Source organism: Synechocystis sp. PCC 6714, assembly GCF_000478825.2.
Classification (GTDB): domain Bacteria; phylum Cyanobacteriota; class Cyanobacteriia; order Cyanobacteriales; family Microcystaceae; genus Synechocystis.
In genome coordinates this window covers 2,877,192-2,896,811 of the sequence record NZ_CP007542.1, presented here as the reverse complement: position 1 = coordinate 2,896,811, position 19,620 = coordinate 2,877,192, and the positions used below count along the sequence as shown (strand labels likewise).

The 19,620-nt window shown below is 49.7% G+C and carries 16 protein-coding genes and 2 tRNA genes; 13 read left to right on the top strand and 5 right to left on the bottom strand.

The genetic code is table 11. The features are described from left to right. Positions 1-23 precede the first annotated feature (23 nt). The gene (locus D082_RS13240) at positions 24-1,334 is read right to left on the bottom strand and encodes a sensor histidine kinase KdpD (RefSeq protein WP_028947187.1); all 1,311 of its coding nucleotides are present in this window, start codon (positions 1,332-1,334) and stop codon (positions 24-26) included. A gap of 46 nt (positions 1,335-1,380) precedes the next feature. Continuing rightward, complete coding sequence (locus tag D082_RS13235; protein ID WP_081857665.1) at positions 1,381-2,763, bottom strand: YcjF family protein; 1,383 nt, start codon at positions 2,761-2,763, stop codon at positions 1,381-1,383. Positions 2,764-2,958: 195 nt separating this feature from the next. Between D082_RS13235 and D082_RS13230 the strand changes: the two genes are divergently transcribed. From D082_RS13230 to D082_RS13195, 8 genes are all read left to right on the top strand, one after another. Continuing rightward, complete coding sequence (locus D082_RS13230; protein WP_238546730.1) at positions 2,959-3,465, top strand: ATP synthase subunit I; 507 nt, start codon at positions 2,959-2,961, stop codon at positions 3,463-3,465. Positions 3,466-3,617: 152 nt separating this feature from the next. After that, positions 3,618-4,364, top strand: a complete 747-nt coding sequence (gene atpB / locus D082_RS13225; RefSeq protein WP_028947190.1) for a F0F1 ATP synthase subunit A — start codon at positions 3,618-3,620, stop codon at positions 4,362-4,364. 193 nt (positions 4,365-4,557) lie between these two features. After that, positions 4,558-4,803 (top strand): ATP synthase F0 subunit C, encoded by a 246-nt coding sequence (gene atpE, locus D082_RS13220; protein ID WP_010871369.1) that lies wholly within the window; start codon positions 4,558-4,560, stop codon positions 4,801-4,803. A gap of 116 nt (positions 4,804-4,919) precedes the next feature. Beyond that, complete coding sequence (locus D082_RS13215) at positions 4,920-5,351, top strand: F0F1 ATP synthase subunit B' (RefSeq protein WP_028947191.1); 432 nt, start codon at positions 4,920-4,922, stop codon at positions 5,349-5,351. Positions 5,352-5,376: 25 nt separating this feature from the next. Continuing rightward, positions 5,377-5,916 carry a F0F1 ATP synthase subunit B gene (locus D082_RS13210; protein ID WP_028947192.1) on the top strand — a complete coding sequence of 180 codons (540 nt, stop codon included), beginning with the start codon at positions 5,377-5,379 and terminating at the stop codon, positions 5,914-5,916. Further along, positions 5,916-6,473, top strand: a complete 558-nt coding sequence (gene atpH, locus D082_RS13205) for an ATP synthase F1 subunit delta (RefSeq protein WP_028947193.1) — start codon at positions 5,916-5,918, stop codon at positions 6,471-6,473. Before D082_RS13210 ends, atpH begins: the two co-directional genes overlap by 1 nt. A gap of 61 nt (positions 6,474-6,534) precedes the next feature. Further along, positions 6,535-8,046 carry a F0F1 ATP synthase subunit alpha gene (atpA, locus tag D082_RS13200; protein WP_028947194.1) on the top strand — a complete coding sequence of 504 codons (1,512 nt, stop codon included), beginning with the start codon at positions 6,535-6,537 and terminating at the stop codon, positions 8,044-8,046. Positions 8,047-8,178: 132 nt separating this feature from the next. Beyond that, complete coding sequence (locus D082_RS13195) at positions 8,179-9,123, top strand: F0F1 ATP synthase subunit gamma (protein ID WP_028947195.1); 945 nt, start codon at positions 8,179-8,181, stop codon at positions 9,121-9,123. 344 nt (positions 9,124-9,467) lie between these two features. Here D082_RS13195 and D082_RS13190 read toward each other — a convergent pair. Continuing rightward, positions 9,468-9,557, bottom strand: a tRNA-Ser gene (locus tag D082_RS13190). 321 nt (positions 9,558-9,878) lie between these two features. Between D082_RS13190 and D082_RS13185 the strand changes: the two genes are divergently transcribed. Beyond that, positions 9,879-10,070: a hypothetical protein gene (locus D082_RS13185; RefSeq protein ID WP_028947196.1), complete on the top strand. Its 192-nt coding sequence runs from the start codon at positions 9,879-9,881 to the stop codon at positions 10,068-10,070. Positions 10,071-10,636: 566 nt separating this feature from the next. Here the strand turns inward: D082_RS13185 and D082_RS13180 are convergent. Further along, a complete protein-coding gene (locus D082_RS13180; RefSeq protein ID WP_028947197.1) occupies positions 10,637-12,031 on the bottom strand; it encodes a cation:proton antiporter in 1,395 nt (464 codons plus the stop codon). Between the two features lie 195 nt (positions 12,032-12,226). Between D082_RS13180 and dcd the strand changes: the two genes are divergently transcribed. After that, positions 12,227-12,808, top strand: a complete 582-nt coding sequence (dcd, locus tag D082_RS13175; protein ID WP_028947198.1) for a dCTP deaminase — start codon at positions 12,227-12,229, stop codon at positions 12,806-12,808. A 21-nt stretch (positions 12,809-12,829) separates the two neighbouring features. Here the strand turns inward: dcd and cax are convergent, their stop codons facing one another. Beyond that, the gene (gene cax / locus D082_RS13170) at positions 12,830-13,948 is read right to left on the bottom strand and encodes a calcium/proton exchanger (RefSeq protein WP_028947199.1); all 1,119 of its coding nucleotides are present in this window, start codon (positions 13,946-13,948) and stop codon (positions 12,830-12,832) included. A gap of 182 nt (positions 13,949-14,130) precedes the next feature. Between cax and D082_RS13165 the strand changes: the two genes are divergently transcribed. The 3 genes from D082_RS13165 (at position 14,131) to D082_RS13155 (ending at position 19,610) form a co-directional block, all read left to right on the top strand. Further along, positions 14,131-14,203 (top strand) — tRNA-Ile (locus tag D082_RS13165). Between the two features lie 51 nt (positions 14,204-14,254). After that, positions 14,255-18,655 (top strand): response regulator, encoded by a 4,401-nt coding sequence (locus D082_RS13160; RefSeq protein ID WP_028947200.1) that lies wholly within the window; start codon positions 14,255-14,257, stop codon positions 18,653-18,655. Beyond that, complete coding sequence (locus tag D082_RS13155; RefSeq protein ID WP_028947201.1) at positions 18,642-19,610, top strand: PleD family two-component system response regulator; 969 nt, start codon at positions 18,642-18,644, stop codon at positions 19,608-19,610. Before D082_RS13160 ends, D082_RS13155 begins: the two co-directional genes overlap by 14 nt. Positions 19,611-19,620: the final 10 nt, after the last annotated feature.

Here is a 19,620-nt window from a genome sequence, read left to right as displayed (position 1 = left end):
GGGATCAAATCAGTCTGGAAAACTTAACTGGGGACGATAAAACGATGCCCGAGGGAATGGTCCACCATCACCGGCAGAAAAACGTGGAAATTACTACCTTGACCCGGACGACTACGGACGGTAATTTTTCCTCCCCAACGTTGCACCAGACTCTGGACAATGGTCAAGCCCAGCCCAGCTCCTTGGGTTTCGGGGAGAGCATTTTGACCCTGAAAAAAACAGTCAAACAGATGGGGAATGTCTGCCATGGCAATGCCACAGCCATTATCGCTCACCACAATTTCCACCTGGGGCCCCTGATGATAGGCTTTGATCTGTACCCTTCCCCCGGGGTTAGTAAATTTGAGTGCGTTTTCCAGTAGTCGTTGTAGAATAGTCCGCAAATCCGCCCCAGTGCAGGCCACCGGAGGACAATTTTCCGCCACCACGGAGTTTAGGATAATCGATTTTTCCAGGGCAATGGGTTGATAAATACCAATTGTGCTCAGAGTACAATCGGCAATTTGCACCGATTCCAGAGGGGCAGTTGTGGCCTCAATGGTCAACAATTCCTGTAGCCCTGTGATCAAAGACATTTGGCGATCGCAATTTTGTTTAATTAAATCCAAATATCGTTGACGGGCTTCCTTTTTTTGTTGCAACGATTCCAACAATTGCAAAGCAGTTTTGATATTAGTGAGGGGGATCCCCAACTCCCGAATTAGATTAACCACAAAGGAGTTGGCGATGGCCGAAGAATTAGACTGGGGAACCGCGGTGCTGGAGTTTTTAAGCTGGGGCCCCATCCCCTGCACTAGTTGATTAACTAAATCTAAGTCAGCACTGGGGTTCAATTCCTCCGGTGTAAATAAATCCACTGATAAATCATCGGCCACCACTAAAGATTGTTTCAATTCATTTAAAAAATACCCAATTACCCGGGGAGAAAAGCTTTGTAAGATATTGACAACTTTGGGATTTTCCGGCGATTCACCCAGTAAAATCAACAGGTTAATCTGGGAGCTAAGAAAGCAAAAAAAATTCTCCCCCTGCCAATGGGTATTAACTTCCAACAGCAAGGGTGTAATGCCGATGGACTGGTCTAACTTTAAGCTCTCCCCCAGCCCTGGATTTTCCCCTGTGCGACACCAATAAATCTGCCGTAGTAGACCCGTTTGCCCGTAGTCGGCGATCGCCTTTTGCCAGGGAGACTGGACACCAAATTTGGCCCAGAGCGTACACTCAATCTGATTGTCCGCCAAAATTAGGCAAATATTCTTAAACCAATGAACCGCTGCCGCTGTTCCCAGCGTATGCAGGGTATGGGGAGCCTGGCCCTGAACCAATCTGAACATGGGTAACGATAACTCCAATTTTCTGCTGCAATGGCCCCTAGGAGCTTTAACCTAAATTATCCCCATTGGGGGCTTGGGTGAAACGATTTTGAGCCTCATCGAAAGCATGGCGCATCACTGCTTGGATTTTTTTGGGGTCTGGCTTTTTACCCCCCAGCAAATCACCAAAATAGACACAGGCTCCTTCCCCCAGAGACCAGGTGTAGGCCCCCGCCCAGGATGCGGCCACCACAGAGCCAAACCCCGGTACAAATTTAAGCAGCTCCCGACCCACCGCCTGGGCCAAAAATCCTCCGGCAATGGCGCTGACCACTCCCCCTGCTTGGGAAGGTGTTAAATCCTGGCCATAGAGTTTACCCAGTATACCCACCAGGGAAACTTGGAGAGCCGTCAACACTGGCATGGTAGCAAAGGGTAAGGGTACCGCGGCCAAGGTTGCTGCCATCACCGAAAAAGCAAGAATGTAGCGACGGGCGACATCTCGATAAATATTGCCCAGGCGATCGCCAGTTTCTCCATCCAAAAGCTGATGGAGGGTTTGGGCTTCCGCTTTGGGCAGTCTCTCTGCAATTTGATCACGGAGGTGAGCTAAACCATAAAACTCCGGGTTATAACCATCCTCTTCCTGGGTAAAGTCCACCATTACAGCCCCATCAATCCACTGTGCAAAGTCCTTCGCAATGGCGGCAAAGGCCCGCTCTATTTCCGGTTGCTCCGGAGGGTAATAGGGGGGATGATCGTCCCCCGGATGGCAATAGACTTCATGGAGACAGGTCACCACCAACAGACAAGGGATTTCCGGATGGGCAGTTTTTAAGTTTTTGATGATTTGCTGGAGGCTATCGGTGGCAAAATCAGTAATTTTTACGGTGAGTAACAAAATTTTGGCCGCCGGGACCCTATCCTCCGGGGTTGCGAGGTCAGCTTTTAGTTCCGCAATCAGGGATTGGGTGTCGTGTCCTATATCTCCCAAGCCAACGGTATCGGTAAAAATCAGCAGGGGAAGATCCTCAGAGGGGTAAGCATAGCGGGCCGTATTTTGGGTATGGGGCTGGAAGCCTTGGCCAACAATCTCAGCGGAGGCCCCAGTCAACCCCCGCACCAGGGAACTTTTGCCAGACTGGGGTTTACCAATCAGCAGAGCTTCAGTGGTGGGGAGTTCTTGCCTTAACTGGGTCAAAATATCGGCAATGTGGGCTTCGTCCACCCAAAGGCGGTCTAGAATTTTTTTACTTAAGTTTCCTAGGGGGAAAAACTTTTCCAGGTGCTGACGGGTGCTCTGCCACCATACTTGCAGGGTTTTGGGGGTGCTGCCGAAAGGGGAAGTTAATGGGGTAGGGTCAACGGGCTCGACAAGTTCAGGCTTAATGTCGTTGGCGTTTTCCGCCTCGTTTACTTGGGGCTGGGGGGAGTTAGATGGAGAAACCATAGCCACTGGGGAAAATGCTGGAAAAGTTTTGGGCAACTGGCCAGCTCTGCATTTGGTCAGCTACTTAGGTGATCTTGACAATTTTCCTTGGCGATCGCCAGAGGGATTGCCGTCCCTAGCTGCCCTGCCCACAAAAAACTAAGAATGGGTTGCGACAGCGTGATATGATCGCTTCTGGCTTGGGGTATATGGCCCTTGATTGCCAAGGAAAGCTATTACCCAAAATCCATTTTTCACCTTGCCAGTAGTCAGAGTGTGACACCGCCAACGCCATTGTCTGAGGGTCAAAGTTCCCCTAGTGCCCCTGCCCCAAAGCTTACGGAAGCAGAAACGGTAGCGGACAACGGAATGGCCGAATTTTATCGGTTACAACAACAGTTGCTAACCTGGACTTTGGTGGCTACAGCTGTAATTTTTGCCTGTGTTGTCTGGGCCTATTCCCTCAATATAGCCTTAAATTATTTGCTCGGAGCGTTGGTGGGGCTGATATATCTGAAACTGTTGGCAAAGGATGTGGAAAGGATAGGAACCCAATCTGGGCGGGCTGGGGTGAAAGGCTTAGCGGTTTTTGTCGGGCTGATCATCATTGCCACCCAAAGGGAAAGCATCCAGGTTTTGCCTGTTTTCCTGGGATTCCTAACCTATAAAGCTGCGATCATTTTCTATATGCTGCAAAGCGTATTCACGCCTACAGCGGATTAGACGATGAGAGGTTGAAGAAAGGTCTGGGCTAGGGACAGCTTAGTTCCCGGTGCGGTCTTCCCCCATTAACGGAGGAATGTCTTGTGCCGTTGCTGGAGTTTGTTCAACGCCAACAGCTTTCCTCTTTACCCCGTCAATCTCACCGAATAACAATGTTAGCTGGTTTGAGTGTTTTAAATTTGTTTCCTCTAGCTGCCCTGGAAGTGGGTCAGCAGTGGTATTGGGAAATTGGGAACCTCAAATTACACGGGCAAACATTTGCAACCTCTTGGTTTGTCATTTTATTGCTGGTAATTGCTTCCCTCGCGGCTACGCGAAATGTGCAACGGGTTCCCAGCGGCATCCAAAACCTGATGGAATACGTGTTGGAGTTCCTCCGGGATCTGGCACGGAACCAATTAGGCGAAAAGGAGTACCGTCCTTGGCTACCGTTTATCGGCACATTGTTTCTGTTTATTTTTGTATCTAACTGGTCCGGGGCCCTTTTGCCTTGGAAGCTAATTCACATCCCTGATGGAGCGGAATTGGCAGCCCCTACCAATGATATCAATACAACTGTTGCCCTGGCGTTGCTTACCTCCTTGGCCTACTTCTATGCAGGTCTTAGCAAGAAGGGGTTGGGCTATTTCGCCAACTATGTGCAACCCATTCCCGTTCTTTTACCCATCAAGATTTTAGAAGACTTCACGAAGCCCCTTTCCCTGAGCTTCCGTTTATTTGGTAACATCCTTGCGGACGAGTTGGTGGTGGCAGTGCTTGTACTGCTTGTCCCTTTGCTTGTACCTTTACCCCTGATGGCATTGGGTTTATTCACCAGTGCGATCCAGGCCTTGGTGTTTGCCACTTTAGCCGGAGCCTATATCCATGAGGCGATCGAGTCTGAAGGGGAAGAACATTAGCCTCCCGATGTGAGCCGTCTGGGGCCAAGGTGATTTCACTGCTTGCGGTGAGGTTGTCTTGCCCAATGCTTACCTAGGCCGATGTCTGCTCCAGGAGTTGTCCCTTTCCCCAGAGCTGTTTTTAATCTGGTGGAACTTTACTCCGAAAATCCTAAACTTTACTGTCGTTTTGTTAGCTAAAAGGAAAAAAATTATGGATTCTACCGTTGCTGCCGCTTCCGTCATTGCCGCTGCCCTTGCTGTGGGTTTAGGGGCCATTGGCCCTGGTATCGGTCAGGGTAATGCTTCCGGTCAAGCCGTTTCCGGTATTGCCCGCCAGCCCGAAGCTGAAGGAAAAATTCGGGGTACTTTGCTATTGACCCTGGCATTCATGGAATCCTTGACAATTTACGGTCTGGTTATCGCCCTCGTATTGTTGTTTGCCAACCCCTTCGCGTAAGGACGGATTCGTAGCCCGAGACGTGATTTGATCGCGTCTCCTCACCCCGCTAATCCGCTATTCGTTGGGTTTGTGGGGATTATTCCGCTAATCCCTGACCTAGTTTTTGTAAAACAATGTTTGATTTTGATGCCACCCTGCCCCTGATGGCATTGCAGTTCGTGGTTCTCGCGTTTCTGCTCAATGCCATTTTCTACAAGCCAATGAATAAGGTTTTAGATGAACGGGCTGACTACATTCGCACCAATGAAGAGGATGCCCGGGAGCGGTTAGCCAAAGCAAAGGCGATTACCCAGGAGTATGAGCAACAGATTACCGATGCTCGTCGGCAGTCCCAAACTGTGATCGCCGAGGCCCAAGCTGAGGCTAGGCGTTTGGCGGCGGAAAAGATTGCGGAGGCCCAAAGGGAATCCCAACGGCAAAAGGAAACAGCGGCGCAGGAAATCGAGGCCCAACGGCAGTCTGCCCTCAGTTCTTTGGAACGGGAGGTGGGTGCCCTGAGTGATCAGATTTTGCAGAAATTGTTAGGCCCTGAATTGATTAAATAAGTGCCCTATAGACTTAGTTGCCATTATGCTTAATACCTTGTTCATCCTAGCGGCCGAAGCCCATGGGGCGGGGGAAGGGGGTTTCGGAATCAATTTAGATTTTCTGGAAGCCAACCTCTTTAACCTGGCCATTTTGCTGGGAATTATTATTTACTACGCACCGAAAACCTTGGGCAAAATCCTTGGCGATCGCCGTCAAAAAATTGCCGATGCCATCGAAGAAGCGGAAACTCGCCAACGCAAATCTGCGGAGATTTTAGCGGAGGAAGAGAAAAAGCTAGCCCAGGCCAAAGCCGAAGCGACTCGCATTGTCCAAGAAGCTGGGCAACGGGCAGAGGTGGCTAAACAGGAAATTGCGACCCAGACGGAAGCGGATCTGCGTCGGATGCAGGAAACGGCGGCCCAGGATTTGGGAGCTGAGCAGGAACGGGTGATTGCCGAACTCAAGCGTCGCATTGCTGAACAGGCAGTGGCTAAGGCCGAAGCTGACCTGCGTGATCGCCTGAATGAAAACACCCAGGACCGCTTAATCGAACGCAGTATTGCCCAATTGGGAGGTCGCTAATGAAAGGTTCCTTATACAGCAGTAAGATTGCTGAACCCTACGCCCAGGCGTTGATGGGGTTAGCCCAACAACAAAATTTGACCGAGGTGTTTGGAGAAGATTTACGTTCCCTCCTGGCCCTGCTCAAAGATTCCCCCGATTTGTCTGCGGTGCTTTCTAGCCCAGTGGTCAAGGACGAAGATAAAAAGTCTGTGCTCCGTTCTGTGATAGGGGATGGGGGCAATGGTTATCTGCTCAACTTTTTGATGTTGCTGGTGGATAAACGCCGCATTGTTTTCCTCGAAGCCATTTGTGAGCAATACCTGGCCCTATTGCGGCAGTTTACCAATACGGTATTGGCTGAAGTTACCTCCGCCCTAAAGCTCACCGATGTCCAAAAGGATCGGGTGAAGGAAAAAGTTAAACAACTCACTGGGGCCCAGGCAGTGGAACTAGAAACCAAAGTGGACGAGGACATCCTCGGTGGCATTGTCATCAAAGTGGGTTCCCAGGTGTTTGATTCCAGTTTGCGGGGTCAACTCCGCCGGGTTGGTCTGAGTCTCGGGGCCACTCTCTAGCAGTTAATTTCCGTCGCCCAGCGACGCTTTATATTCACTTTTTCAACGGAAAATTAAGACTATGGTAAGCATTAGACCCGACGAGATTAGCAGTATTATCCGCCAGCAAATCGAGTCCTACGATCAGAGCGTCCAGGTTTCCAACGTGGGTACAGTGCTCCAGGTGGGAGATGGTACTGCGCGGATTTACGGTCTGGAGCAGGTTATGTCCCAGGAGTTGCTGGAGTTCGAAGATGGCACCATTGGTATCGCCCTGAACCTGGAAGAGGATAACGTCGGTGCGGTGTTGATGGGGGACGGTTTCGGTATCCAAGAAGGCAGTACCGTTAAAACCACTGGCCAGATTGCCCAAATTCCCGTAGGGGATGCCATGGTGGGTCGGGTGGTGGATTCCCTTGGTCGCCCCATCGACGGGAAAGGCCCCATTACTTCCACTGCTACCCGTTTGTTGGAATCCCCCGCTCCTGGGATTATTGAGCGGAAATCCGTTTGTGAGCCAATGCAAACTGGTATTACCGCCATCGACGCGATGATTCCCATTGGTCGGGGTCAGCGGGAGTTGATCATTGGAGACCGTAAAACCGGTAAAACGGCGATCGCCATTGACACCATCATTAACCAGAAGTCCGAAGACGTAATTTGCGTTTACGTGGCGATCGGCCAAAAGGCTTCCACCGTTGCTCAAATCATTGACACCCTGACGGAAAAAGGTGCCATGGCCTACACCATCGTGGTGGCCGCCAATGCTAATGACCCTGCCACCCTGCAATATTTGGCCCCCTACACCGGTGCCACCTTGGCGGAACATTTCATGTACCAAGGCAAGAGCACCCTGGTAATCTACGACGATTTGTCCAAGCAAGCCCAGGCCTACCGTCAAATGTCCCTGTTAATGCGTCGTCCCCCCGGTCGGGAAGCTTACCCCGGTGACGTATTCTACATCCACTCCCGTTTGTTAGAGCGGGCGGCTAAATTGAGCGATGCCCTCGGTGGTGGAAGCATGACCGCCCTGCCGGTGATTGAAACCCAAGCTGGGGACGTTTCTGCCTACATTCCCACCAACGTAATTTCCATTACCGACGGTCAAATTTTCCTTTCCACTGACCTATTCAACGCTGGTTTCCGTCCTGCCATCAACGCCGGTATTTCGGTAAGCCGGGTAGGTTCGGCCGCCCAAACCAAAGCCATGAAAAAAGTGGCTGGTAAATTGAAACTGGAACTAGCTCAGTTCGCGGAATTGGAAGCCTTTTCCCAATTTGCTTCCGATTTGGACGCTGCTACCCAAGCCCAATTGGCCCGGGGCCAGCGTTTGCGTCAACTGCTGAAACAACCTGAAAATTCCCCTCTGTCTGTGTGGGAACAGGTGGCCATCAGCTATGCCGGTTTAAATGGTTACATTGACACCATTCCTGTGGACAAAGTGACCGAATTTTCCCAAGGTCTGCGGGATTATCTCAAGGCCAACAAAGCTAAGTACGTAGAAATCATCAGTAGCACCAAAGCTCTGAGTGAGGAAGCCGAAACTTTGTTGAAAGAAGGGATTAAAGAATTCACCCAAGGTTTTGCCGCCTAATCATTGCCCTATCGGTGAGTTGGGGGGAATGGTTGGGGTTAAACCTCGACTTTTCCCCTGCCCCTGGTGTTAGGGATCGATATTTAGGCTCCAGAACATTAAAAAAGATAAATTTAACGGGTGTAACGTCCTATGCCTAACCTTAAAGCGATTCGTGACCGGATTCAGTCGGTCAAAAATACAAAAAAAATTACTGAAGCAATGCGTCTAGTGGCGGCCGCTAAGGTGCGCCGGGCCCAAGAACAGGTGCTTTCTACCCGTCCCTTTGCCGATGCTTTAGCCCAGGTACTTTATAACTTGCAAAACCGTCTTTCCTTTGCGGAAACCGAATTGCCCTTGTTTGAAGAACGGGAACCTAAATCCGTGGCTCTCCTGGTGGTCACTGGCGATCGGGGACTCTGCGGTGGCTATAACGTCAATGCCATTAAGCGGGCTGAGCAAAGGGCCAAGGAATTAAAAAGCCAAGGCATTGCCGTCAAGCTGGTATTGGTAGGTAGTAAAGCCAAACAGTATTTTGGCCGACGGGACTACGATGTAGCCGCTAGCTATGCAAATTTAGAACAAATCCCCAACGCATCAGAAGCGGCCCAAATTGCGGATTCCCTGGTGGCTTTGTTTGTTTCTGAGGCAGTGGATCGGGTGGAGCTAATTTACACTCGTTTTGTGTCTCTGATTAGCTCCCAACCGGTGGTGCAAACCCTGTTTCCCCTGTCTCCCCAAGGATTAGAAGCCCCCGATGACGAAATCTTCCGTTTAATCACCCGGGGAGGCAAGTTCCAGGTGGAACGGGAAAAACTGGAAGCTCCGGTGGAAACATTTCCCCAGGATATGATTTTTGAACAGGATCCAGTGCAAATTCTAGAAGCTTTGTTGCCCTTATATAACACTAATCAATTGCTACGGGCTCTGCAGGAGTCGGCGGCCAGCGAGCTAGCGGCTCGGATGACTGCCATGAGCAATGCCAGTGACAACGCTGGACAGTTAATTGGCACTCTCACTTTGTCCTATAACAAAGCCCGTCAGGCGGCAATTACGCAGGAACTTTTGGAAGTGGTGGCAGGGGCTAATTCCCTCTAGCCGATTTAGTGATCTTTTTGACAGACTCCCGCTCTTAGCAGTGGGGGTTTTTTCTTGTTCCTTGCTCAACCTAATTTTTCTGAAGGTATCCGGAGCATCGTAGAAAAATCCCCGTATCCTTGGCAAAAGTAGGGCACTTGGAACACCGTCGCTCGCAAGCCTGCAACTTTATCTCCATGGCAGAAAAGAATTTTCAACGGTCTTAATCAACTCATTCTCTGCAACCTAGGTAATCCGTCAATATTTAACGTTAACCACTGTTCATGATCACTACGCAGGCAAAGGAAAAGATCGTTTCCTAAGCAACGGAGACAGTATCCAATAAATTATCTCTAAGAAAAAAACGGAGAGAGAGGGATTCGAACCCTCGATGGAGCTATAAACCCCATAACTCCTTAGCAGGGAGCCGCTTTCAACCGCTCAGCCATCTCTCCAGACTGACAGTTCAATATCATAGCAAACAATGACGTCTTAGGACTGCCTAGACCAGCAAATTGTTATCTTCCTCGGGGGACAAACAATCTGAGAGCACTAAATTGCTTGTTAATGGTCTGTGTAGTTCACTTTGAACTAGCTTTTCCCTAGGGCATTGGTCATTGGCAAAAGTGAATAGATTCTAGAGGATCAGAGATTCAGATAAAAAATGGCATTAACATTGCCGAAAAACCGGAGAAAAGCTTAAATTCTCAGATTTTTGATTCCCACTGCTGGGGAATAGATTAGAATGTAACGGAAAGGTTTACATTTTGTTACATATGTTGGTGCCCATTCTCATTTTTGATGTGGCTTTGGTGGCTTGGTCGCTCCACTTAATGCAACAGGCGATCGAAGAGCAGGAATTTTCTTTGATGCTGGCGGGAACTTTGGTGGCAGCGGCGGCGGCGGCTACCCTAGTCGTATATTTTCTCATGGGCCATTGCCTCTCCCAACTAAACCACTCCCTTTAAACTACTGATTATTGGGGTGGGTTAATCTCTACTTCGACAATACATAGAGACTTAACATACTTTCGATGGCCCAAGGCTGGGGATAGCCCTGACTGAGAAAAGTGAATATTGTCATTGCTTCGCTGTTCCATTCATTGACGCATTCTTGCAGCAACCCTAGAGGATATGCAGCAATATCCCTTGAATCACACCAAAGATTTTCTCCTTCTTAACCTCTTAATTAGTCCCCTGCTCTGAGTATGAATCCCCGTCAGGTCAATTCTGCAGGGATTTCATCTAATCTTCACTTTGTGCCCCCAAGCAGGACTGAAAACTAATCTATTCAATTGAATTACTGTTTGCTCTGGTAGATTATTAGCCTATTAACCTTCACTGCTGGGCAGCCTACTGGAGGAGATATCCTATGTTCGCTTTATTGCTTGAGTCACGGTGCCACAATTATTCACTATCACCAGGGTCGCTTAACCACCAAAACCTATCAGTGATGGGCGAGGTACTGTGAATATTTTTGGTAGACCGCAACCCATCTAAAGCGATCAGTCAGCATGGAGGGGGAATTACCCAGTTTATTGTTCTGGGGTAGGAAGGTTTTTTTGTGGGACTTCTTCCTTTTTCTTACCTTCAAATACTGCCCGCAACCAGGGAGGAGCCACAAAGGTGGTAACAATGACCATAACGATAATAGCGGCATCGGTGGCGGGATCCAAAGCGCCACTAGCGGCTCCTACCCCAGCAAACACCAAACCCACTTCTCCTCGAGGAATCATTCCCACCCCGATCGCCAATTTGTTCAGCTCGGAGTTGCCCACCAGGGTGAAACCGGTGACTACTTTACCAACAATTGCCACCAGGATTAAAAAGGCAGCGATGATTAAACCTTCCCGGTTAGCGGGCACAGCGGGGTTGAGCACACTGACATCGGTTTTAGCCCCCACACAAACAAAAAATACCGGTACAAAAAAGTCTGCTAGGGGGAGAATTTGTTCTTCAAGCTCTTCCCGTTTTTCCGTTTCCGCCAAAATCAGACCCGCCGCAAAGGAACCCAAAATAGCTTCCAACTGCACAATTTGGGCGATGTAGGAAAGGACAAAAGCCACGCAAATGGAAACCAAGAGCAACTGTCCCCGGGTCTTCATGCGGTTGACCAAGCTGACATAGAAGGGGCTGAGTAAACGACCGATTAAAATTGAACCCACCACAAAACCAGTGGCACTGAGTATTAGATAAATGATATTGCTGATCTGGATTTCCCCAGTTTTCACCAGGCTGCCCACCACCGCCAGCACAATAATGCCGAGGATATCGTCCAATACCGCCGCCCCAATAATAATTTGCCCTTCATTGGAACTCAAACGGTTAATTTCTGCCAATACCTTAGCTGTAATACCAATGCTGGTAGCCGTTAAGGCGGCCCCCGCAAAAATTGCTGGAATGGGCGCTACCCCAAAAATGGTCATCAGACCAATGGTGCCCAAACTAAAAGGGGTCACTACCCCTACCACTGCGACGATCGCCGCCTGGGGGCCAACCCGAATCAGTTCCTTGAGATTAGACTCTAAGCCAATTTCAAACAGGAGAATAATTACCCCCAACTCAGAAATGACAGAGATTACCTCACTCTGGGCACTAAAGACCGACTGAGCCGCTTCTGGGGATAAATCCGCTGACCCCATCAATAACTGAATGATTAGGGAATCTTCCGGCGCCAGTCCCCCTTCAGGAAATAACAATAGCTTGAGAGCCGAAACCCCCACTAATACGCCCCCAACCAATTCCCCCAGCACCGGCGGTAAATTAAGCCGGAGACAGACTTCCCCCCCCAACTTACTGGCAAAATAGACCACCACCAGGCTGAGGAGTACCCCTGCCAAAACCAATGGGGCTATTTCTGTTTCCGTGCCTGTTTCTACGGTGGTGGCAATAAAAGGCCACAAAGGGGAGAGTAATGGGTTCATAAAAATTTACAGTGGATGTCGTCTCTAAGCAGGATAAGGCAAAAGCTCCCAAATTTTTAGTGGTGTAGGACTCTGAAAATATAACCAAATATAATCAAAACCATTCACAGGACTCGAAGTTGAAGCTTATGGGGACAAATCTGAAATGCTGGGCCTGAACAGGGGATAATAATTGCCGCTTTATGCCCTCTACTTTAGCCCATGATCAAGAACGATATTTGGATCCGTACCCAGGCCGCCCAAGGCATGATTGAGCCGTTTGAGCCCAAACTAATGCGTCAGATAGGGGGAAAACCAGCTATTTCCTTTGGTTTGAGCAGTTTTGGCTACGATATTCGCCTTTCAGCAGCAGATTTTCGTATTTTTCGTCATATTCCTGGTACTGTAGTTGACCCCAAAAATTTTAATCCCCACAATTTAGAACAGACCCAACTCCACAGCGATGACAGCGGTACTTATTTTATTTTGCCGGCCCATTCCTACGGTCTGGGGGTGGCAGTGGAAAGACTAGCTATCCCCGCCAATGTCACTGTGCTTTGCATTGGGAAAAGTACCTATGCTAGGGCCGGTATCATCGCCAATTTGACGCCAGGGGAAGCGGGGTGGTGCGGTCATCTGACCCTAGAATTTTCCAATTCTTCCAGTGCCGACTGTCGTATCTACGCCAACGAAGGCATTGTGCAATTACTATTTTTCGAAGGGGAAGATTGCGACATTAGCTATGAAACCAGGAGGGGCAAATATCAAAATCAGCCCCAAGCGGTAACATTACCTCGAGTTTAGTGTTTTCCCGAGAACTAGGTCCTAGATAAGGGTGGGATGGAAGTAAAAGGCCAGGGCAATGATGGCATAGGTCGCCAAAAGTAAAACCCCTTCTAACCAATTGGAACTACCGTCGCCACTAATGGAATTGACAATCAACACCGCCACTAATACGGCCACCAACTCGAACGGATTGAAGTTTAGATCCATCGGTTGACCGATCGCCCAGCCGATAATCACCAACACCGGAGCAACGAAGAAGGCAATTTGCAGGCTCGATCCCATCACCACAGACATGGACAGATCCATTTTGTCTTTCATGGCCACAGTGACAGCGGTAGCGTGTTCAGCGGCGTTGCCAATGATGGGGAGGAGGATTACCCCGGTGAACAGGGGAGTTAATCCCAGGGATTCCGTGGCCACCTCCAAGGAGCCCACCAATAACTCCGATTCCACTGCTACCCCCAGGGTGACGGCCAGCAAAACCCCGGTCCAAAGCCAGAGGTTGGGTTTTTCTTCCTCCGTAGGCGGTTCGGGCGTAGGTAAACTTTCCCCTGCTTCGGGCATTTCCATATTTTCCGCTAACCCCACATCGTAGAGGTAGGCATGGGTGCCCATGGAAAATACCAGGGAGAGCATGTAAACGCCAATTAGCACCACCGCCACTGCTACGGATAAATTTTGCAGAATCGTTTCTGCTACACCGGTGGAAGTGTATTGCAATGCTGTGGGCAAAAGAATTGCCACCACCCCCAAATTCATGGTGGAAGCATTTAGGCGCGCGGCGATCGGTTGGAAACTCTGTTCCTTGTAGCGCAGCCCCCCCAACAGTACGGCGAAGCCCATCACCAAGAGTAGGTTGCCAATGATTGACCCCGTCAGGGTGGCCTTAACCACATCGATCAATCCTTCCTTGAGGGCAATGTAAGCCAGAATTAGTTCCGTCGCGTTGCCAAAGGTGGCATTGAGTAACCCGCCAGCGTTGGGGCCAATAACCACAGCAATTTCCTCGGTGGCGGTGCCCATAAAGGCCGCTAAGGGCACAATGGCCAAACCCGCCAGAATAAACACGGTCGTTTCCCCCCAACCCAACCAGTGGGAGGCCCAGGAGAGGGGACAAAAAACCAGCAGAATTAGAAAAATCTTACTTTTGGTGGACATAACCTGGCGATCGCCATTGAAATGGGAAGATGGGTTTTTGATGAGCAATTTTGGATAGCTCGATTCATTATGCCCTAGGAAATCTCAAAATTAGACCACCCGGCCTAGACAAAATGGGCGATCAGTTCCCTGCTCCGTAGCGGTTGGTGGTGGTTTACAATATGGTGTCGGGACAATAAACACCAGGGTTGGCCGAGCGGTTGAGGCAGCGAACTCATAATTCGCCCTAGACAGGTTCAACTCCTGTACCCTGGACTAGACTTTGAAGTGTCGCAACGCTGTGCTGGACGCCATCCATAGCTTGATATGAAATTTCCCCTGGGCCGTCCCCTGCTTTCTCCAATATTGCCAGTCGTGATCGGGGTAGGGTTATCGGTTATGGCGGTGAATACCTACCTTTCTCTCCGCTCCCAATCCCAACAGAAGCTTCAGCAGATTCTCGACAATCGACTGACCAATATCCACGAACAGATTGAAAATCAACTTAATTTTCACACCCAACAACTGGAGCAAATGGCCCGGCGCTGGGAAAGGTCGCCAGCGGGAATGGAGCAAACAGAATGGTCCTTGGATGCTAGGGCCCAGGCGAAAAGTTTTGGTGGTTATCAGGCGATCGAATGGGTAGATTCAGAATTTGTGGTGCGGTGGATTGAACCGTTAAAAGGCAATGGGCAGGTCATTGGCCACACTAATGCCAACCTTGATCGCCAAATTCCTTTGGAAATGGCGGCCCGCACAAGGACAACGACGGTCAGCAAGGTTATTGATTTGGTTCAAGGGGGCAAGGGATTTTTAGTCTGTGTTCCCCTGTTTGTCGATAAAGAGTTTGATGGTTTTGTGGTGGGGGTTTTTGAACTGAACCGTTTCATCGACGCTGTCCGCCCCTTGGCCAGCCATGCAAGTGTGGAAAATAGCAATCTTCGGAGTTATGGCCTGCGTATCTTTGAAGATAACCAGTTGGTCTATAACGACGTGCCCCAGGAATGGGCCCAGGACATTTTTTTGCTGAAAACACTGGCATGGGATAACTCCCTGCCCTTAGCGGAAACCATGGTCAGCTATTGGCAATTACAACTAGTGCCGGGGCCACTGATTCTCGACCAGTACAAATCCTCCTGGTCCGATTGGACTTTGGTGAGCGGTTTGATCATGGCTTGGGCTGTGGCGATCGCCGTTTATTATCTGCAAAAAAGTCGCAGACACGGGGAACAACTGAGCGACTTAGTCAAACAGCAACAAACTGCTGAAGAGCGCTTGCAAATTACCCTGCAGGAATTGGCGGTGCAAAAAACAGCCCTGGACGAAGCCGCCATTGTGGCCATCACGGATACCCAAGGGGTAATTACCTACGTTAACGATAAATTTTTGCAGGTGTCAGGTTATAGCCGGGAAGAGTTGATTGGTAACACCCACCGTTTAGTGAATTCCGGTTATCATCCACCGGAGTTCTTTCAGCAGTTTTGGCAGACCATTGCCGCCGGAGAAGTGTGGCACGGGCAAATCAAAAATAAAAATAAGTACGACCAAAGCTACTGGGTAGATAGCACTGTTGTTCCGTTCTTGGACAGTGATGGCAAGCCCTATCAATACCTCGCCATCCGCTTTGAAATTACCTCTAGCAAACAAGCGGAGAAAACCCTTAAGGAAAGTGAAGCTCGCTTTCGCATGATGGCCGACACTTCCCCCATAATGCTCTGGGTGGCGGATCAAGACCAAAAAATGACCTTCGTTAATCAATCTTGGTTAGAGTTTCGGGGCTCCACCTTGGAAGCGGAATTGGGGCAAGGTTACCTAAAAGGCATTCACCCCGATGACCGGGGCCATTACCTTGCAGTGTATTCCCAATCCTGGGGCGCCCGTCAGCGATTTGAGCTGGAATACCGCTACCAACGGGCAGACCAACAATATCGCTGGATTGTCAACGTAGGGGCACCCCGCTACCTAGAAGACGGAAAATTTATGGGTTATGTGGGTTCCTGTATGGATATCACTGACCGTAAACAGGCCCAAGAAACACTCCAGAAAAAGCTTACCCAAATTTTGTTAATGCGGAAAATTAGCCAAGAAATCCGCCGTAGTTTACAACCAACTTTAATTTTTCAAACGGCGGCTCGGCAGGTGGGGGACGCCTTTGCAGTGAGCCGTTGCCTGCTCCATAATTACTCGGAGGCTACTACCCTCCAGGTACCCGTAGTAGCGGAATATTTGGGAGGAAGTTTTGCCTCTCTCCTGGCGGGGGAAATAGTGGTCGACCATGCCTACGATCCTCTCATTATCCAAGGCGATCGGGCCATGGCAGTGGTGGATATAGACCAGGATTTGAATTCCACTGGCTCCAAGGAATTTTATCGTCACTTCCAGGTGCAGTCCTTCCTGGCAGTCCGTACATCCTATCAAGGTAGGGCTAATGGTATTATTGCTCTCCATCAATGCGACCGACAGCGGGTTTGGACGGCGGATGAAATTGAACTCCTAGAGGCGATCGCCGAACAAATGGGCATTGCCCTGGCCCAAGCAGCTCTGTTGGAAAAAGAGCGGGAACGTCGTCGAGAATTAGCCCAGAAAAACCTCGAACTAGAAAAAGCTAAATGGGCCGCCGAAGCCGCCAACCGGGCCAAGAGTGAATTTCTGGCCATGATGAGCCATGAAATTCGCACACCGATGAACGGGGTGATTGGCATGACAGAACTACTGATTATGACGGATCTAAACCCCCGACAAATAGACTACGTCCAAACCATCCGTCAAAGTGGGGAAACTCTGCTGACTATCATCAACGATATTCTCGACTTTTCCAAAATTGAAGCCGATAAGTTGGTGTTGGAAACCCAAGCATTTGAGTTACGACCCCTCATTGAAGGGGTATTTGAAATGTTTGGCCCCATTGCCCGAGTCAAAAACTTGGAACTGACCTATGGCATCGACCCCCGCACCCCTACCCGGATTTTGGGGGACCAGGTGAGATTAAGACAAATTCTTTCCAACCTAATTGGCAACGCACTCAAATTTACGGAGAAAGGGGAAGTGGTTCTAACAGTCAGGGCGGAACCTTTTGACTCCAGCCAATCCTACGAAACTATTTTGGATTTACCCCATCCCAGCCATCGCCTTTGTTTCAACCTGCGGGATACGGGCATTGGCATCCCGGTCGATCGCCTCGATCGCCTGTTCAAATCCTTTAGCCAGGTGGATTCTTCCACCACCCGCAAATATGGAGGCACCGGTTTGGGTTTGGTGATTAGCCAGCGTCTAACCCGAATGATGGGGGGAGTTTTGGCCGTAACTAGTGAACCGGGTGTGGGTTCCATGTTCAGTTTCCACATTCTGACCACGGCCCAGGCACCGGCCCTGGGGGAAGCGGATGCTGTGCAACAAATGAAGGGCAAACAGGTGTTAATTGTGGACGATAACGAAACCAATCGCCGCATTTTGCAGGAGCAATGCCAAACCTGGGGACTAATCTGTCACTGTTTTGCCGATGGGGAATCGGCCCTGGATTGGTTTGCCCGCTGTTCCAGTCTGGATGTGGCCATTTTGGATTTACAAATGCCCAATATGGATGGTGCTAGCCTGGCCCAACATCTACGACAATTTCCCCAAGGTAATGATTTGCCAATAATTCTGCTTTCCTCTGGTCTGGTGTTAGAAACGGATGATTTATCTCTCTTCCAAATGGTGCTCAATAAGCCGGTGCGTCAATCTCTTTTATTTGAAACTTTGGCCAATCTGTTCCAATGCTCCGGTGATATTGCCGACCATCAACTACAGTTCAGTCTGGATGGCCTGCCTGAGTTTATTGAAGCAACTCAGCTAGATAGTTCCTTGACGGAGGAAAACGTCACCAAGTTACAGCCTCCCCTGCAAATAGTCTTAGCCGAAGATAATCTGATTAATCAGAAGGTGGCCCAGCAGATGCTGAATAATTTGGGTTACCCGGTGGCGATCGCCAACAATGGGCAAGAAGTAATCGAAGCATTGATGCAGAAAAACTATGATTTGGTATTGATGGACGTACAAATGCCCGTGATGGATGGTTTAATTGCTTGTCGTCAGATCCGCCAAACCCTACCACCGGAGCGTCAACCCCGTATTGTGGCCATGACCGCCAATGCCATGGCCAGCGATCGCCAAGACTGTTTAGATGCCGGCATGGATGACCACATCAGTAAACCCATTGCCATTAGCCAACTGCGAAAAGTATTGCAAGATACATCTGCCCTGATCAATGCTTCCAAGGCTGGGAAAAAAACTACCATCCCAGAGGAAAAAAGTTTGACCGTAGAAGAACCAACCACCAATGATCTAAGCAATCCTAGTAAGGTTCCTATGCTTCCCCTGGATGCCATAGATCCTGGGGCCATCGCCTTTTTGCGGGATGAACTCTGTGGCGGGGATGGGGAATTATTTGGGGAAATGGTGGCTTGTTACTGTCTAGAAAGCCAAAAGCTGATGGACGAATTGGTGGCGGGCCTGGAAGTGGAGGATTTAATGCGGGTTAAACGGGCGGCCCACTCCCTCAAATCCAGCAGTGCTTCCTTAGGGGCAGAGCAATTTTCGTTGTTTTGCAAGCAACTGGAAAAAGAGGCCGGATCGGGTAATCTAGGGTCAGGTTCTGTCACCCAAATAATTCACCATTGTCGAAGTTTGCACACCGCTGTGGTAGACGCCCTAACGCCGTTTACTGTGCCTAACCATGAGTCTGCCTAAACCAACGGAAACTTCCTCCGCCAAGATTTTAGTGGTGGACGACGATGGTTTCATGCGGATGCAACTCCGGGTCTACCTACAAAAAGAGGGACATCGAGTGGAGTTGGCTGAAAATGGGCAAGAAGCCCTGGCCAAATTCGCAGAAATTAAACCGGAAGTGGTGTTACTTGATGCCTTAATGCCGGTGATGGACGGGTTTGCCTGCTGTCAGGCATTGATGGACAGTTACCAAAATCCCTCGCCATTGGTGTTGATGATCACTGGACTAGACGATGAAGCGTCGGTGGATCGGGCCTTTGAGGCGGGGGCGATCGACTATGTAACTAAACCAATTCACTGGGCGGTGCTCCGGCAAAGGGTAAAACGCTTGCTCTATCAAAGTCGTTTGCAATATCAACTGGAGTCTGCCAATCAGATGTTAGAGCGGCTGGCCAAGATCGATCAACTAACCCAGTTAGCTAACCGTCGCCAGTTGGAATTATTTCTCGACACAGAATGGTCCGAAGCCATCCGGGAGCAATATCCTTTTTCCGTTCTGCTCTGTGACATTGATTATTTCAAAAATTACAACGATTATTACGGCCACCAGGGGGGAGATAGTTGTTTACAAAAAACGGCGGTGGCATTGGCCAAAGTAGTAAGTCGCCCCAAGGATTTGGCGGCCCGTTACGGTGGAGAAGAATTTTTAATTGCTCTGCCCAACACGGACTTAGAAGGCGCAGTGCATATTGGTGAACAGATCCGAAGGGAAATTGCCGGGTTACATATTCCCCACGCCCAATCGGCGATCGCCGACCGTGTCACCCTGAGCATTGGTTGTGCCAGCACTATTCCCCCCCATGGCAGTGGTTGGGCCCAATTAGTGGCCAAGGCAGATAAATATTTATACCAAGCTAAGGCGGAGGGACGTAACCGTTTGGTCAGCGGTCAGTTAGGGGAGGAGCCCATGGGATAATTAAGCCAAC